At 50.4% G+C, this 15,455-nt stretch carries 14 protein-coding genes and 1 pseudogene; 11 read left to right on the top strand and 4 right to left on the bottom strand.

Going from position 1 to position 15,455, the window contains the following annotated elements; translation table 11 throughout:
- The first annotated feature begins 61 nt into the window (after positions 1 to 61).
- Positions 62 to 343: a helix-turn-helix transcriptional regulator gene (locus tag BRW63_RS23355; protein ID WP_223257485.1), complete on the top strand. Its 282-nt coding sequence runs from the start codon at positions 62 to 64 to the stop codon at positions 341 to 343.
- Positions 344 to 1,063: 720 nt separating this feature from the next.
- On the opposite strand, the gene BRW63_RS23345 is transcribed toward BRW63_RS23355, so the two are convergent.
- From BRW63_RS23345 to BRW63_RS23335, 3 genes are all read right to left on the bottom strand, one after another.
- Positions 1,064 to 3,184: a hypothetical protein gene (locus BRW63_RS23345; RefSeq protein WP_073074784.1), complete on the bottom strand. Its 2,121-nt coding sequence runs from the start codon at positions 3,182 to 3,184 to the stop codon at positions 1,064 to 1,066.
- Between the two features lie 77 nt (positions 3,185 to 3,261).
- Positions 3,262 to 3,501 carry a hypothetical protein gene (locus BRW63_RS23340; RefSeq protein WP_181314510.1) on the bottom strand — a complete coding sequence of 80 codons (240 nt, stop codon included), beginning with the start codon at positions 3,499 to 3,501 and terminating at the stop codon, positions 3,262 to 3,264.
- Between the two features lie 96 nt (positions 3,502 to 3,597).
- The gene (locus BRW63_RS23335) at positions 3,598 to 4,899 is read right to left on the bottom strand and encodes a transposase (protein WP_073074782.1); all 1,302 of its coding nucleotides are present in this window, start codon (positions 4,897 to 4,899) and stop codon (positions 3,598 to 3,600) included.
- Between the two features lie 344 nt (positions 4,900 to 5,243).
- Here BRW63_RS23335 and BRW63_RS23330 point away from each other — a divergent pair, with 344 nt between their 5' ends.
- The 4 genes from BRW63_RS23330 to BRW63_RS23310 all read left to right on the top strand — a co-directional run bounded on the left by BRW63_RS23330 (position 5,244) and on the right by BRW63_RS23310 (position 10,146).
- On the top strand, positions 5,244 to 5,480 hold the full coding sequence (locus tag BRW63_RS23330) for a hypothetical protein (protein ID WP_073074781.1): 237 nt from the start codon (positions 5,244 to 5,246) through the stop codon (positions 5,478 to 5,480).
- 488 nt (positions 5,481 to 5,968) lie between these two features.
- Positions 5,969 to 6,850: a DUF4351 domain-containing protein gene (locus BRW63_RS23325; RefSeq protein ID WP_073074780.1), complete on the top strand. Its 882-nt coding sequence runs from the start codon at positions 5,969 to 5,971 to the stop codon at positions 6,848 to 6,850.
- 405 nt (positions 6,851 to 7,255) lie between these two features.
- Positions 7,256 to 8,011, top strand: coding sequence for an IS1 family transposase (locus tag BRW63_RS23315; protein WP_073074778.1), 756 nt, complete (start codon positions 7,256 to 7,258; stop codon positions 8,009 to 8,011).
- Positions 8,002 to 10,146: a plasmid replication protein, CyRepA1 family gene (locus BRW63_RS23310; protein ID WP_317615841.1), complete on the top strand. Its 2,145-nt coding sequence runs from the start codon at positions 8,002 to 8,004 to the stop codon at positions 10,144 to 10,146. Before BRW63_RS23315 ends, BRW63_RS23310 begins: the two co-directional genes overlap by 10 nt.
- A gap of 640 nt (positions 10,147 to 10,786) precedes the next feature.
- Here BRW63_RS23310 and psbA read toward each other — a convergent pair.
- Entirely contained in the window at positions 10,787 to 11,869 is a 1,083-nt protein-coding gene (gene psbA / locus BRW63_RS23305; RefSeq protein ID WP_073074776.1) for a photosystem II q(b) protein, read from the bottom strand.
- 136 nt (positions 11,870 to 12,005) lie between these two features.
- Here psbA and BRW63_RS23300 point away from each other — a divergent pair, with 136 nt between their 5' ends.
- The 6 genes and pseudogenes from BRW63_RS23300 to dinB all read left to right on the top strand — a co-directional run bounded on the left by BRW63_RS23300 (position 12,006) and on the right by dinB (position 15,395).
- Positions 12,006 to 12,215 carry a hypothetical protein gene (locus BRW63_RS23300; protein ID WP_073074775.1) on the top strand — a complete coding sequence of 70 codons (210 nt, stop codon included), beginning with the start codon at positions 12,006 to 12,008 and terminating at the stop codon, positions 12,213 to 12,215.
- Between the two features lie 368 nt (positions 12,216 to 12,583).
- A complete protein-coding gene (locus tag BRW63_RS23295) occupies positions 12,584 to 13,396 on the top strand; it encodes a glycosyltransferase family 2 protein (RefSeq protein ID WP_073074774.1) in 813 nt (270 codons plus the stop codon).
- Positions 13,397 to 13,533: 137 nt separating this feature from the next.
- Positions 13,534 to 13,692, top strand: coding sequence for a hypothetical protein (locus BRW63_RS28565; RefSeq protein WP_181314508.1), 159 nt, complete (start codon positions 13,534 to 13,536; stop codon positions 13,690 to 13,692).
- Positions 13,692 to 14,207, top strand: a complete 516-nt coding sequence (locus BRW63_RS23290; protein ID WP_073074773.1) for a hypothetical protein — start codon at positions 13,692 to 13,694, stop codon at positions 14,205 to 14,207. The genes BRW63_RS28565 and BRW63_RS23290 overlap by 1 nt, the downstream gene beginning before the upstream one ends.
- A gap of 107 nt (positions 14,208 to 14,314) precedes the next feature.
- Positions 14,315 to 14,597: pseudogene (locus tag BRW63_RS23285) on the top strand (HU family DNA-binding protein).
- Positions 14,598 to 14,618: 21 nt separating this feature from the next.
- Positions 14,619 to 15,395, top strand: coding sequence for a DNA polymerase IV (gene dinB, locus BRW63_RS23280; protein ID WP_083583203.1), 777 nt, complete (start codon positions 14,619 to 14,621; stop codon positions 15,393 to 15,395).
- Positions 15,396 to 15,455 lie beyond the last annotated feature (60 nt).

The raw sequence follows: 15,455 nt of genomic DNA, 5'->3' as shown, positions 1-15,455 counted from the left end.
AAATTTTTACCGTGTAAGCTGAGTGTTGGGATATTCTTAAGCTAAGCTTCCTAGTTCCGGCATGAATCCGTCTATTTCTACTCCTATGACTTTTGGCGATTGGCTGCACTTTCAACGTCGTAAAAAAAGTATTCGTCAAGAAGACTTGGCGAAGGCATTGGTAGTGAGTCCTCAAACTGTCAGTGCGTGGGAGACAGGACGTAACGTTCCAAGATTTACTCCTCAGCAGATGCAGGTTCTTTGCGAGATGCTGAATTGTCCCTTATCTGAAATTGCCCAGGCATTCACTCAAGCTCAAATGCTTGGTGATTCGGAAAACAGTGCGCTGCCGAACGTGGGTTAGACGAAGATGAATCAGGCTCCGCCCAATTCATCTGAAAATTCAACCGTTGCTCTGATATCCTCAATTACCCAGCCGCTCTAGAAGTTCTTGTCGTGACGAATGAAGAATAACGTTCATTCTTTTCTGTAAAAGTGCAGGTACGATTTGGGTAAGAGCAGCGTCTAGGGAGCCAAAAATTTCCCTTAACAAAAGCTTCGATTTCTTCCCATTGGGCTTGTCTAATAATTTCTTCACGCCTGGGAATTGATATCCACTTCGCCATTCATGCTACTTGGTGGGAATTAAGGTGGGCGATCGCGCGTCCCTAGAACGTATGGCAAACTCCGCGATTGAGGCACCACAAAACTGAACTAGATAGGTGAGCAGGATTCTCAAAAAGTTACGCACTGTCTACCCCTTCTTAAAGTTAGTTGATTGCGATGGCTGCCAAGGGAATGAGGATTTGGGGATGACGTTAAAGAACGTGCCAAATATCCAGCCTGCCAAAAAGCTTAATAGCATAACCTTGATTGACGAATTTCGAGTTCCGTACATGATGATCGATTTCTCCTAACACTAATCAACAGGCATTTCTTAACGTGATTGGGCGATGCCCATTTAACCAACATGGAGCGCTGCCCACTTTTTGCCCAATCCTAGAGGCTATACGCATCAAGGATTTTGGAGGTGTGTTGGGCAGGTGCCTAACCGTGCCTAATCTCTTGCCCAACATTATGGGCGCTACAAACTGACCTTGAAATTGTGCTCACAGTTCTTACATTTCATGTAGTTACTGTTGCCGTCTTTAGTCTTCCCCTTGTTTCTTACGTTGACTGACCCGCATTCAGGGCATTCTATCTGAGTCGGTTCAGATGTTCGTTGACCCTCAAAAGGAGATTGGATCGCTGCTGATTCTTCCGTCAATTTTGACCAGTTGCAAGGAATTGAATCTGCGCTCGGCAGTTCAAAAAACGTTGCTTTTCCACTCGTGACGAGCAGCCCTAAACGGTACTGATTGCCACCCTCTAGATCCAGGTCTTCATTTTGTTTGTCACAAAATTCTCTCAACTTGTCATAATTCTTCTTCAGCGCAGATGCTTGAGATTTTAGGGCGGGTGTTTTGTCGATCGCCGTGATGATCGCCGTCCCAAAATAGACACAGTTAAAATTGTCCATGTCTGCCCATTCCCAAAACTTTTTGCCCACACTCGGAGACTGACCAATCAGATACGCTCTCATGCCGTTGTGCCGCATTCCCTTTGAGCACGAGAGGAAGTCTTTGTTAATGGAGGAATCGCTGTCTGCAACGATGTCAATTTCATCAAACACATCTAGCGTGTTGGGTTCAGAAATGCCATTCTCTAAACGGTGCTTGAATTCTGAGACAAAGGCTTTGACGGCTTTCTTCGTTGCTGAGGTGCCTTTAGAAGCCTTGGAAATCTGCCAATAGTCTTCGCTGGAGCCGTCCATCGGGTCGTGGAGACGGGTGAAGGTTGGGGCGAGCTGGTTCGCCTCGATCGCCAGCAGCAGGTTGACAAAAATTCCTTTTCCTTCGCCCGTCGAACCCATAATGCGGCTGACGGGTTTTTTGAGTAGCTTGTAGACTTTCTCAAATTGAGCCGTCGGAATCCAGAGTTTATCGATCGTGGCTTTCGATTCCGCCTTTTGAGCTTTGCGAAATACCATCGCTGTTTTGATCCGGTGCGGGTTGATGCGGTCGTATTCAAACTTTAGGTCTTTGATGCAGCCACAGACGATCGAGAACTCGTTCCCGCGATCGTTCAGTCCCTCAATAAAAGCTTGCCCTCTGCTTTTGCGATCGCGCAGGTTGAAATACACGTCAAACCCAGTTTGGTCGCTGTACGGCACGATTTCAGAGGCATCTAAGCAGATGCACTGTTCACTCTCCCACAGGGTTTTGATCAGCCGATTCGCTCGCTCGTATTCTCCGATGGCTTCAAAGTATTGCGGCTGCAACAGCACGCTGAGATGCCCTGAGAGCCGCATCAACTCCTGGTCGCGGGCATCTAATACGCTCTGGAACGCATTCGGAATTCCCTTGGAAACGGCTTCGTTTAACTCGGTGAACTCGTCCACATAATCGGCATTGAGCTTCTTGAGATCGGCGACCGCTGAGTTGTAGAGAGTTGCGGTTTGAAAGTATTGATCGTTGAGATCTCTCAGCTTGCTTTGAATCTCGTATAGCTCATGGTTGGCGCGGAGTTTCGCCACTTCATCCACAGTTGCAAACTGGGCTTTGAAGTGGATGTTCTCTAAATTCAACTCGTTCACTTTGGCAGTGAGCGTCTCGACTTCTGTCTCGTGGTCGGTGAGCACTCGATCGAAGGTCTGTTTCCAGTAAGCTTTGTTTCCTTCAGCAATCGCCACCTCTTTTCTCAACAGATCGGAGTCCTGCTTCAAGGATTCTCGCTCGTCTCGCACGGCAGCTAGCTGGAGAGAGGCATCGCTCAGGCGTTGCTCCACGTTGCTCAACTCGCGCCGGAGAGACTCGTTGTTGGAATTGAGGGCGTGGATATCGACGGGAATGCCGTCATGGGTGAGATAGGGTTTGAGTTGAGTGGAAAGCTGGCTGCGCTGATAGTCTACGTCTCTGAGTTCGTGTTCCAGCCTGAGGAGCGTGTCGGTTTTGGCTTCTAGCTCTTGCTTGAGGCGTGCGTGATCGTGGCTCCGCTCAATCCTGACGCACGCAAATAGGGAGAGCGTACCGGATAGCGTTGAGAGACTGGCAATCTTTGAATTGTCGTAAATCGTCGTCGAGGTGATGAGGGCGATCGCGCTGCCGAGAAACCCGACGAGACTGATGTGCTGACCTGCGTTTCTGAAGGAGGTGAGTGATACCATAGCTCCAATTCCTATCTGTGCAAGGGGTTGGGAAAGATGCCCCTAGCAGGGCTGATAACGTCGCTAGGGACTTTGGCTTAGGCGACAATCTGCTGGGTTTGAACGTCGATCGTGGGGTATTTCATTTCAACTTCGTGCTGGTGAGCCATCGCTTTGCGCTGCGAGAGTTCGGCTTTGCTTTGAGCTTCGGCGAGGCGATGGATGTAATCCTGCTCTAGAACTGGGAGAAACGCATTTTGATAGCCCAGCTTGAGATGTAATTCTGAAAGCTCAGTCAGGGCGATCTCCGTTTTGACGACGGCTTTTTGGAAGTTCACTTTTTCCGATCGGATGTCTTGCAAGCCGATCTGGTGCTGAATTAGGGATTTTCCAAGCTTGGTGGCGGAGATGCCTGCATCTACATATTGTTAGTGTCACGAATTATTCGCGGAGGATTTGCGGTCATGTTTAGCATGATCCCGCTCTACCACCATACACAAAACGGTCAGACAACTCATTTCATTCGGGAATGCCCCGATTTCATCTGACTTGGCACGAAACTCACGGAACAAGCGCTCCAAGTGATTCGTAGTCCGAATATGGCGATGGAGGTCGTGAGGGAATTGATAGAAGGTCAGGGTGAGTTCACTATCGTTGAGGAAGGTACGCACTGCATCGGGTTCGCGTGATTGCCACTTTTGAGCAAAGTCTTGCAAGCGGTCGTGTGCTTGGTTGACATCCACTGCCTCGAAAATATCATAAGCATCACTCGTGATTTCAAAGCGCCGTTGTTGCTTGGCATCGGTGAGTTTGAGCGGTTGTTGTTGTTGTTGTTGTTGTGCGTCTACTTGGGGCAGTTCCTGATAGTTCAGATGCCGCTCAATGCCTCTGACTTTGTGGGTGATACAGCGTTGTTGTTGAGCATTCGGGAAGTAAGCCGCAATTGCGGGTGGGAGTCCTAAACTGCCATCACTACAGACTAGTTCTAGTGCTTTGGGGTCAAATCCGCGCTCAATCAGATGGGCAAATAGATCCCGCCAAGCGGCTTCACTTTCAGTTTCGGCAACCTCGTAGTGGATTACTTCTGTGCGTCCATCTGCCCAGACTGCCATCACAGCTAGCACGACTCGTTCTTCCACTTGCCGTCGTTGCCGCAGATGTCCCGATAAGTCTTCCTTGTACTCATCGGCAATCACATACTGGATGTCTACCCACACCCCATCGACTAAGATAATCGCTGGCGTTTGCTCGAAGGGCGCTTGGCGTTTCGCGTCCAGTCGTCGTTGAACTTGTAACGTGATTTGGTTCACGGCATTCACCGATAGAACTCGACCTACTACAAAATACAAGGCTGCTTGCAAATCTCGCAACGACAGTCCCATGACATACAAGCAACACAGCCAATCCAGTAGATTCCCCAAACTCCGCTGATAGCGTTCCAAGATCTGCCAGTGGCGTTCCGGGTTCCGTTCTCGTAACTTCGGCACCTGTAACTTCTCGATGGTTCCATACTGCGTATGCAGTTGCCGCTCATAGTACCCGGAGCGGTACGGTTTCTTGCCCTCCAGGTGCTTCAGAAACTCCGTCACTTCCTCTCGTAACGCCCCTTCCAACACCTGTTTGACCGTGTTCACCACTTCCCTTCGTAATTGCTCTGCAAGTGCTGCTTCCAGTTCCGGATGCACACCTTGCTGTCGAACTCTGAGAATTTGTTGTTCTCGTTCTGCGATCGTCATGGAAGGGCTCCTGCTTCGAGGGGCTTCCCCGTTCTAAGCCCTTTTCTCCCCTCGCTCCTCAGCGCGAATAATTCGTGACACTAACTAATTCCGTTGCCGCCGTATTGAGCGATTGCTCGACGTTCTCGGTGTCAATGTAAAGTGGCATCATGGTAAAGCTCCTTGTTGGAGTAAGGCACCTGTTGGGTTTAGCGACTTCGGCAGGTGCCTTTGGTTTATGCTTTTATTTTAGCGTGTTAACACGCATCCCGCAACTGTTTAAGGTTTTTAATGATAAGTATTTGTGATTGCAGTGAGCGATTTTATAAGCGTGTTAACATGGTGCTACTCGTTTCCATCAACTCATGCCGTTAAAGAATCCACACCAGCGATCTCAGGGTGGCACTTTCACCCAAATCGGTGCAGAACCGCTGTCCAAGAAAGTTCGTGGAGTGCGTCTGCCACAGTCGATCGATGACGAGTTGGAATTGATGCCGACTGAGGAGCGGGCAAGTTTCATACGGGCGGCAATCGTCCAAGCGGTGCAGCAGAAGAGAGCGTTGCAAGATTCAGGCTCGATCGAGGTAGAAGAGTCTGATTAACCGGACTCAATCTAAACCAAGTGGTGGAGTCAGCGATCGTCAATTTCCTGGATATGGATGCCGTGACGTTCACAAGAAAAGCACCGTTGAAAACGCGATGCTTAGATTAAAGCTCAGGGCAGCAAATTTGGATGTTGAAGAGTAGGAATTGCCAGCACCGCAGATTTCAACTTAGGCGAGGACGTGCTTTTACAAAAGATTGAGAGCGAGTCCTACAGGATTTTCTTGTGTAAAAGAGAGCGATATTGCTCCCTCATTACACAAGAAATAAGTAAGGCGGAATGCTGACTCGATGGGGTCAACAACCTTCGTTTTCTGATTGGTCAGCAGCAGAAGCATTGGCTGTTCAGGCAATTTGTCCTCTCTACACCCAGAACGCGTTCTAATCTGTAAGATTGGGATCGCTAACCTGAGCAAAATTACGCCACATCGGGTTGATCGACCGCTGTTATTGATCCTGATCCCTCTACCGTTGTTTCCTCAATGACATGGCTCAAAATACGTTTGATCAACTATCCAAGCAATATTTAGAAGAGTTTCTCGCCCCGATCGACACCGTGCAACGTCAGTATGAAATTCCAGGAGAAGCAAAGTTTGTTGACCTGTGGTTTGTGCCTAATTCGGAAGCGGCTCAAACTGATGATTTGGGACTTCTAGGACGTATGGTGCAGAAACCTTGCCTGTTTGAACCCTATCGGAATACACCCACGCGAACCGATGTCCGGGTCTCGGTGATGAAGCTGGTCTGGATACAGGAAGACGAACGGCGCAAGGCGCAGCTCGATGTCCTACCCGAAGATGCACTGCCGATGCTGTGGGTTTTGGCAGCAACTACGTCTAAGCCACTGCTCAGTGAAGTGGGTGGAGTCGTCAAATCGGATTGGCTGCCAGGAGTCTACTTTCTTTCAGACCTCTTTAAGACGGCGATCGTGGCGATCGACCAACTTCCAGAGACGGAAGAGACTCTGTGGGTGCGAATTTTGGGTCGAGATGAGACGCAAGAGCGAGCGATTCGGGAGGTGCTGGCGTTGCCACCGACCCATCCGCGTCGGAATGGAATTTTGAGACTGCTGGCAAGTTGGAAGGTTAAGATAGACGTAGGCGGTAATGAGGACTTTACAGGACGGGAGGCACTGATGGCATTATCGGAAGCATTTTTGGAATGGGAACAACGGACTGGAGAGCAGGCGGAGCGATCGCTGATCTTACGACTATTAACTAAACGGGTGGGAACCGTTTCGGATGCTGTGAAATCTCAAATTGCAGAGTTGCCTTTGGCACAACTGGAGGAGTTGGGCGAGGCATTGTTAGACTTTTCGAGTGGGACGGACTTAAGTGCTTGGCTCGCCGCTCATGCGAGTGTGGAGTGAAGGCAAAATTGCAACCGATAGATTGGCTCAATTCAGACCATCTCGTAAAGGTTGACCTTCTGAAATCTCGTTATCTACAAGCGAGTCATTCAGCTCAATGGGAGAGCTTCGCCTTGAACTTGACGCGGATTCAAACCCTGGCTGAGAGTGGAACAGATGAGCAGGTCGCAAAACATCTGGTCAGAGAGAGTCAGCTCTTCATTGAGTAGCTCGTCCCCAGCATTAACTTAGAGGTTGACGCGACTGAACTAGTGAATCTTCAGCGACTACTCAGCCAGTGGAAACTCGATTGGTCGGAGATTTGGGAAAGCGAGACAGAACGGCAAGGTAATGTCCTAAATGTGTTGTTGCGGCTAAGAGAATCTGCTGAAATAGAGAAGTGAACTCATTCAATCCTTCAGCATCATGGTTTTAGAGCCCATTCATTGTCCGGATTGCGCTGGCATCGAGGTGATTAAGCACGGCACGACTGCCGCAGGCAAACAGCGGTATCGCTGCCAAAATTCCGACTGTGAGCGCAGCACCTTTATTCAAGAGTACAGTTATGCAGCTTACGGTTCACAAGTGAAGCACCAGATTAGTGAGATGGCAATCAATGGCAGTGGCATCCGAGACACTGCACGAGTACTCGGCATTAGCACGACCACCGTGATGGAAACGCTTAAAAAAAGTCCTCGATTGAGGGCAGTGAATGAAGCGGTGTTAGCGGCGCTGGAACCAACCCAAACGATGGTTCGCCTCTGCCTTGCAGACGATTGCGAAGTGGAAGCCGAAGTGGCTGAAATGTGGAGTTTTGTCCAATCCAAGACTCAACAGCGCTGGTTGTGGTGGGCGATTGATCATACGACAGGTCATGTATTGGCATATGTGTTAGCAGACCACAAAGACAAAGCTTTTCTGGAGTTGAAAGCGCTGTTGGAGCCTTTTGGCATCATGCAATTCTATAGCGATGGCTGGGGGGCGTATGAACGTCATATCCCTCCTGTGTTTCACACGGTTGGAAAGCGGAACACTCAGCAGATCGAGCGGAAGCATTTAACCTTGCGAACCCGAATTAAGCGATTAGCGCGAAAAACGATTTGCTTCTCTAAGTCAATTGTGATGCACGATGCGGTCATTGGACTGTTCATCAATCGCATCGCCTTTGGACTATCCATCTAGACCCGAACAACACGTCTAGGACATTACCCAAAGGAACTGGGAAAACAAAGTTTGCTGCCTCCCTGGTGGTCAATGCCGAAAAAGTCTTAGCCGCAGGACACCGCATCGCCCTGATGCGAAACCTTTCAGAACGCTTGGGGCTAGACTACAAAGGCGACCTCGACAAAGTAAACGGGCAGTTTATCAATGGCAGTGCCTACACGCTGAGAATTGGACTATGCGTCGATTCGTTCCTGGCAATCAACCCGGAATCTTTTAGAGGCTGTGTCCTGGTTTTAGACGAAGTGGTTCAGGTAGTGCGACATCTCCTCACGTCTTCAACGTGCGGAAAAGACGGGAAGCGACCCGCACTATTGGCAAAGCTTAGAGAATTGGTGACTGTGGCTCGCCTAGTGGTGGTCGCAGACGCTGACCTCGATAATGCAACCTTGCAGTATCTCGCAGACCTGCGCGGGGATGATCTGCCTGTGTTTTTGCTTCGCAATGACTACCAACCCAAAGGCTACCCGGTTCAGTTCATTCAATCTCCTGATCGAACGGCGATCGTCGGGCAACTGATTCGCGAGATCAAAGCCCTCGACTCTGGGAAAGTGCTGTTGGTGGCAACCGATAGCCTTCGCACCGCCAAGGCTATCGCGCGCCTAATCGCTCAAGAATCCCCAGAGAAACGAGTGCTGTGTATCAACTCAGAAACGAGCGGGGATGACGTTGAACGTTCGTGTATTCAAAATCCTGACGCGGTTTTAGAACGCCATGAACATGACGTAATGATCTGCACACCTTCAATGGCAACCGGGGTCAGCATCGAAGCTCAGGGCATCATTGCCAGAGTCTATGGCATTTTCACTGGAGCGTCCTCGACCGACGCAGACATGGCACAAGCGTTGGGGAGAGTGCGAGAACCCGTGGAACGGATTGTGTGGTGTGCAAAGCGAGGGTCTAACTTTTGCAAGATTGCTCGATCGACCAACGCTCTGGAGTTGAAGAGTCTTCTGCAACAGAGAACGAGCGCAACGGTGAGCTTGATTCGCTCCAACTTACGAGAAGATCTTGTGGGCAGCATCGAAGGTTACGATTGGCGGTCTGACCCGCACGTTAACTTGTTTTGCCGCCTTGAAGCCGAGCGAAATCGCTCCATGTGGCACTTGCGAGACACCCTACTGATTAGACTAAAGTTTGAGGGCAATCAGGTCATGGTAGAAGATCGAACCGCTGATCCGGCTGCCAGAATTCTACTTAAGCAAGCCAGAGACGAACTAAAACACATGGATGCAGAATCGCTTGTAACTGCCAGAGTCTTGAGCTATCTGGAAGTGGCAGATCTGGAGAGTAAAGAAGGCATCGACCCGGAAGACCGGATGGCGATCGCGCGTTACTACCTGTGCGAGTTCTACTGTCTGAATCCAGAGTCGCTAACGCTCTCCGATGTATTGGCAGACAAAGACGGCAGGCGGCGCGGGGAGCTGCTGAACCTAGAAAATCAGATGTGTCCCGGTTTAGCGGTTGATCGCACTGCTAGAGCTTTAGAAAAACAAGCTGGCTGGAATCAGGGACTCTGCCCGTGGGATATCTCAGGGGTCGAATTGCGACGGCTTCTGCGCGAAAAGCTAGGGCTAGAAGAGTTTCTTACTCCGACTCGTGAGTGGACTAAATATGACCTGAAGGACTGCGCTGATCAGATTCGTGCTTACAGCCAGCAGGTAAAGCTACTGCTCAACTTCACGGTCAACCCAGAAACATCCAACGTCCAACTCGTTCATCAGATGCTCTCTCAGATGGGAGTCAAGGTTGCGTTCCGATGGTCACGCTCAGTGCTAGGGCACGAAGGGGAGAAACTGAAAGTTCATCGGCTCGATGCTGGTCACTGGCAAGCTACAATCGATCTCCTGAACCGCCGCGAAGCCAAGCGCGAAGCCTATCAGCAGCGGGTTCCCGAATCTGGATCACCTATTTATTATGAAAGCAGTAAAGAAGTGGGCGATCCAGGAGATCAGCTTCTAGAACTGGCTCAATGGTTAACGGCAGAGGCTCTAAAAGAGATTCGTGAACTTTGGGAACTAGCAGACTGCGCCGAAACGAAGGAGTCCTTGAGACAGGTCATCCCGATCGAGGTTTTAGAGAGGGCGATCGCCTAATCTCATTCCCTCCTACAGGCGGAAGAATCTGGATGCGGCATCTGAATCTGAACCAGAGTTAGCCGCCCTGACCAACTACGTGCTCTCAATCCCCGATGACGTGGTTTCAAAAATTTTGCGACGGTCCGTTAACCAAGCATCGGAGGTCATTTGTCACGTCCTACGCTTTTTGTCGTCGATCCCGCGCTTGGTGTCGTGTGACTTGAACGACAAAAACGCCTACTGGCTATAGTCTTGGGTGTTGTAGTATGGCAACTTTTAAGCATCCCGCGCTTTTTGTTGCGAGATTTTTCTGCGTCGTTGCGCGCTCTTTGTCGTGCGTGCAGACTTTTCGTGCTGGAGTTTCGCGCTTTATGTCGCGTGAGGCATAGAATCAGGCGTGTTCTGAAGTTTGGGCAGAATCGATGAGTGATTTACGCGTGGAAACATCACTCATCGATTCTGCCCACATTCAATCGTGCAATTGTCGTTACCGATTGCCCCACTGTCGCTGCAAGAAGCCGAGGGGCAATGGAAAATCGTGGCGGTGGAGCCATCAATAGAGGTACAGCAACGGATCGAGGTGATTCATTAAAGATTTACATTAAAAAGGTGTTCCTCATTTGAGAAACACCTCTTAATTAAAGTTCAACCGTTCAGCTTAACCGTTGATAGCAGGAGCAGAGAGTGCGACAGGGGCAGCATCTCCAGCAGCCAAGTCGAGAGGGAAGTTGTGAGCATTCCGTTCGTGCATCACTTCCATGCCCAAGTTGGCACGGTTGATCACGTCAGCCCAGGTGCTCACCACTCGACCCTGGGAGTCGATGATGGACTGGTTGAAGTTGAACCCGTTCAGGTTGAATGCCATCGTGCTGATGCCCAAGGCGGTGAACCAGATGCCGACCACGGGCCATGCACCTAAGAGGAAGTGCAAGGAGCGGCTGTTGTTGAAGGAGGCGTATTGGAAGATCAACCGACCGAAGTAGCCGTGCGCTGCCACAATGTTGTAGGTCTCTTCTTCTTGTCCAAATTTGTAGCCTGCGTTCTGTGATTCGTTCTCGGTGGTCTCTCTCACCAGCGAGGAGGTCACGAGTGAACCGTGCATGGCGGAGAATAAGCTACCGCCGAAGACTCCAGCCACTCCCAACATGTGGAAGGGGTGCATCAAGATGTTGTGCTCTGCCTGGAAGACCAACATGAAGTTGAAGGTGCCGGAGATGCCAAGAGGCATGCCGTCAGAGAAGGAACCTTGTCCGATCGGGTAGATCAAGAAGACTGCGGTTGCGGCTGCAACAGGTGCGGAGTAGGCGACGCAGATCCAAGGACGCATGCCTAGACGGTAGGAGAGTTCCCATTCACGTCCCATGTAGCAGAAGATGCCAATCAGGAAGTGCAATACAACCAGTTGGTAAGGTCCACCGTTGTAGAGCCACTCGTCTAAAGAAGCAGCTTCCCAAATGGGGTAGAAGTGTAAGCCGATAGCGTTAGAAGAAGGGACGACTGCACCAGAGATGATGTTGTTGCCGTACATCAAGGAGCCTGCGACTGGCTCGCGGATGCCGTCGATGTCTACAGGAGGGGCGGCGATGAAGGCGGTGATGAAGCAGATGGTGGCAGACAGGAGGGTGGGAATCATCAGGACTCCGAACCAGCCGACGTACAGGCGGTTGTCGGTGCTGGTGACCCAGGAGCAAAACTGCTCCCAGAGGTTGGCGCTTTCGCGTCTTTGAATCGTGGTGGTCATAGTGAATAATTGCGAGGTTGTGTTCCCTTCGGAACGGGATGTATAACCTAAGATTAACGGAAATGTTAAGGGATGTAAAGTTATGGCAACACTGCAATCCTGATGAGTGCTATGAGCAGCGCTAATATCCAATGAAGTGGTAGGCGATCGCGTTATCCGTAATGCAGCGATTACAGCAGCGATAACTGCTCTGCTTGCTAAGGCAGGAGCCGCAGTCATCGCGGCAGCGATCGCGCTCACAGTTCAAGTGGATGCGATTGAACCTGATGCCTTTCTGCATCAGATCAAGGCTTGCGTAGACCAGATCGCTGCGTCGATTTCGTCAGACTTGCTGCGGTTAGACTGATTGGATACCTTTATTGATCGGAGACGCGCTAGAACAAATTATGTCGATAGGCAATCCACCCGCATCGCTCAAAGATTGGGAAGGCAGTTTGCCTTGGGTGGTTCCAAGCGTATTCTGGAGCCTCTATGCGTTTCTGCATTCTCCCCATGACTATTGACGAACGGTGTGTAGGGCGATTTTTGGAGGTGGAGATGCAGATCCGATTGCAGCAATGGACTGAGAGCGATTTCCATAGGGGTGTCTAATCGCCTGACGGATCAAGGAAGGTCGGGCTACAAAGCGTTGATCACACTGGTAGATTTAGGATTCCACCTAATGCGAGTTCGACCAATGAGCGATGAAAAATCAATGCTCTATCGGTGGGCGACATGAAACTTAGCTTAATCACTGCCACCTACTTTCGTTCAGAACTCCTGCGAGATCGCGCACTGCCCAGCGTTCTAAACCACTCGGACTGCGAGTTCGAGTGGATTGTGGTAAACGACGGCAGGGATGCTCAGACCCGCGAACTGATTCAATCGTTGCAGCTGAATTGTTCGCTGGTCTACTTAGAACTAGAACATCCCTCTGCGGGGTTTGGATTGTGTCACGCTCGAAATTTGGGACTGTCCGTGGCAACGGGTGAGTGGGTCGCTTATCTTGATGATGACAACGCAATTGCACCGACATTTGTAGCTGAGACGACGGCGTTCTTTCAGCAGTATCCCCAAATGCAGTTCAGTATGGTGCAGCAGAGCCGCAGACGAGATATCGTTCGGAATGGGGAGATCATCAAGCAGGGGCAGCCTTTCATTTCGCCTAGTGCTGGCTGTACGCCAAGGGATTTAGTGCAGCAGCGAGAACTGTTCGACAGCAATGGCTTTACGCATAGACGAGAGAATGCGCCCCACTGGAATCCTGGATATAGAGTCTTCGTAGACTATGAGTACTTCCTTCAATGCCTCGTTCAGTGGGGAAGCGATGGCTTCTCAGTTCACTCCGATGTGCTGGTGGATTACGTTCAGTCTTCAGATGGAGTGATTGGGCGATCGAGCTACGGCGAGTGGGCAGATGAACTGTGCCGATTACTTCAAGGTGGCTGCGATGCACTTACAGAGGCAGACGTGAACGTTCTGAAACAGTTAGTGCAGAAGTGGCACGATCGAGAAGCTCAGAATCAGCGCATTTCAGCATTTAACTGACCAACCTCTAAAGGTTCCTAAGTGCTGGGTCATATCTAGCAGGTGCTGGGGACGTAACTCCGCAGGGCTGTTGGATTGAAAGCGGACCCGTTAAAGGGCGACAATTTCGACAGGCATGGTGACGAAGTTAAAAGCCAATGTTTCCGTCGAAGCGCTGCCCTGGTGAGTGGGTGAAGACCTGCTACATCGGTGAGGAGGGCGGAGCCGACTATAAAGCGGCGATTATGGCTAAAGAGCGGCGCAATCGATTGAAGTGGATCGAGCCACTGATTCAAAAACTGATGGAGGAGGCGTAATGGTTGGATTTGGAAAGCCTAAACAGGATGACGATCAGAAGCTCATTGATCGAATGGTTCGCCACTGCTGGAATCGAAACCCAAAAGCGCTCGATCGTCTCTTAGATTCCCTTCATGTCGGTCATCCACCTCGCGAGAGTGAGCGACTCAGTTATGTCCTGACACAGGGGACTCTCGATCAGATTCAGTCTGACCTCGATACACTGAGTTGGTTTTGTGGATATATGTGCGACGAGATCAACACCCGCGAGGATGGCAATCAACCTCTGCCCATCACGCAGTTGGCAAAAAAACTGATTGAAGCGGGGATGCAACCGTTTGAAGATTTTGTGCCCTATCCCGGTCGGCGGCTGGTCATTATCAACGATGAGAAGGCGAAGAGTTTACCGGAGACACTACAAGCTGAGTTAGAGGAGCGGTTTGAGTTGAGGAAGACATCGAGTGAGGAATTGCAGCAGATTAATGAGGCGATTCGGGAGGAGTTGAGGGTGACAGAATCCTCAAACGATGAATGAGAGATGGCTGAGGTAGAGATTCTCATGGAAACAGAGAACCTCATAGTACACTTGCACCCTTTACGCTCCTGCTCTACAATGGCGGCGTTGTGTTGAGGACAAAGGCGATGAATAAAGGTGAACTCGTGGATGCCATTGCTGAGAAGGCAGAGGTCAGTAAGAAAGATGCTGATACTGTTTTGACGGCAATTATTGAGTCGATCGTAGAGGCGGTTTCCTCTGGCGATAAAGTCTCACTGATTGGGTTTGGCTCGTTTGAACCACGGGATCAGACAGGCGAGAGAGGGACGCAACCCCAAGACGGGGGACAAGATGACAATCGCGGCGACTCGGATTCCTGCCTTTTCTGCGGGGAAAGCCTTTAAAGAGAAAGTGGCACCGAGCGACTAATTAAAACGATGAGGCAAAGGGATGCGAAAAATCATCCACGTCGATATGGACTCTTTCTACGCCTCAGTGGAGCAGCGAGATCAGCCGCGCTATCGGGGTCAACCTGTGGCGGTGGGTGCAACTCCGAATCAACGAGGCGTGGTCTGTGCTGCCAGCTATGAGGCGAGGAAGTTTGGCATCCACTCTGCAATGTCGTCACGGGTGGCAATTCAGCGCTGCCCTCACCTGATCTTTGTTCCCCCTCGTTTTGAAGTCTATCGAGCCATCTCTCAGCAGATTCGCGCCATTTTTGAGCAGTACACCGATTTGGTCGAGCCTGTGGCATTGGATGAGGCGTATCTCGATGTCACAGAGAATAAGTTGGGGTTGCCCTATGCGACGACGATCGCACGAGAAATCAGAGCTTCCATTTTCACAAAAACAGGCTTAACCGCATCGGCGGGCGTGTCCTTCAATAAGTTCTTGGCAAAGATGGCATCGGGGATGAATAAGCCCAACGGACAGATGGTGATTTTGCCAGAAGATGCTGAGAGGTTTGTTGAGTCGTTACCGATCGAGAAGTTTCACGGCATCGGTAAGGTCAGCGCGATCAAGATGCACGAGTTGAATATTCACACGGGAGCCGACTTAAAGCAGCGTTCTAAGCTTGAGTTGGTGCAGCACTTCGGAAAGGTTGGACACCACTATTTCAAGATCGCCAGGGCGCAGGATGATCGGCTGGTTGAGGCGAATCGAATTCGTAACTTGAGTGTTGTGATGTCGAGGGAGAAAAATCGAAGTCCTTCTATGGCGGGATGAACAGGAGTGAGGAATGCGGGAAAGTGCAGATGAATTCAGGCTCGTCAGGGAGGTTCAAGG

This window comes from Phormidesmis priestleyi ULC007, assembly GCF_001895925.1.
GTDB classification, from domain to species: domain Bacteria; phylum Cyanobacteriota; class Cyanobacteriia; order Leptolyngbyales; family Leptolyngbyaceae; genus Phormidesmis_A; species Phormidesmis_A priestleyi_A.
This window is presented reverse-complemented; position numbering and strand designations above follow the sequence as displayed.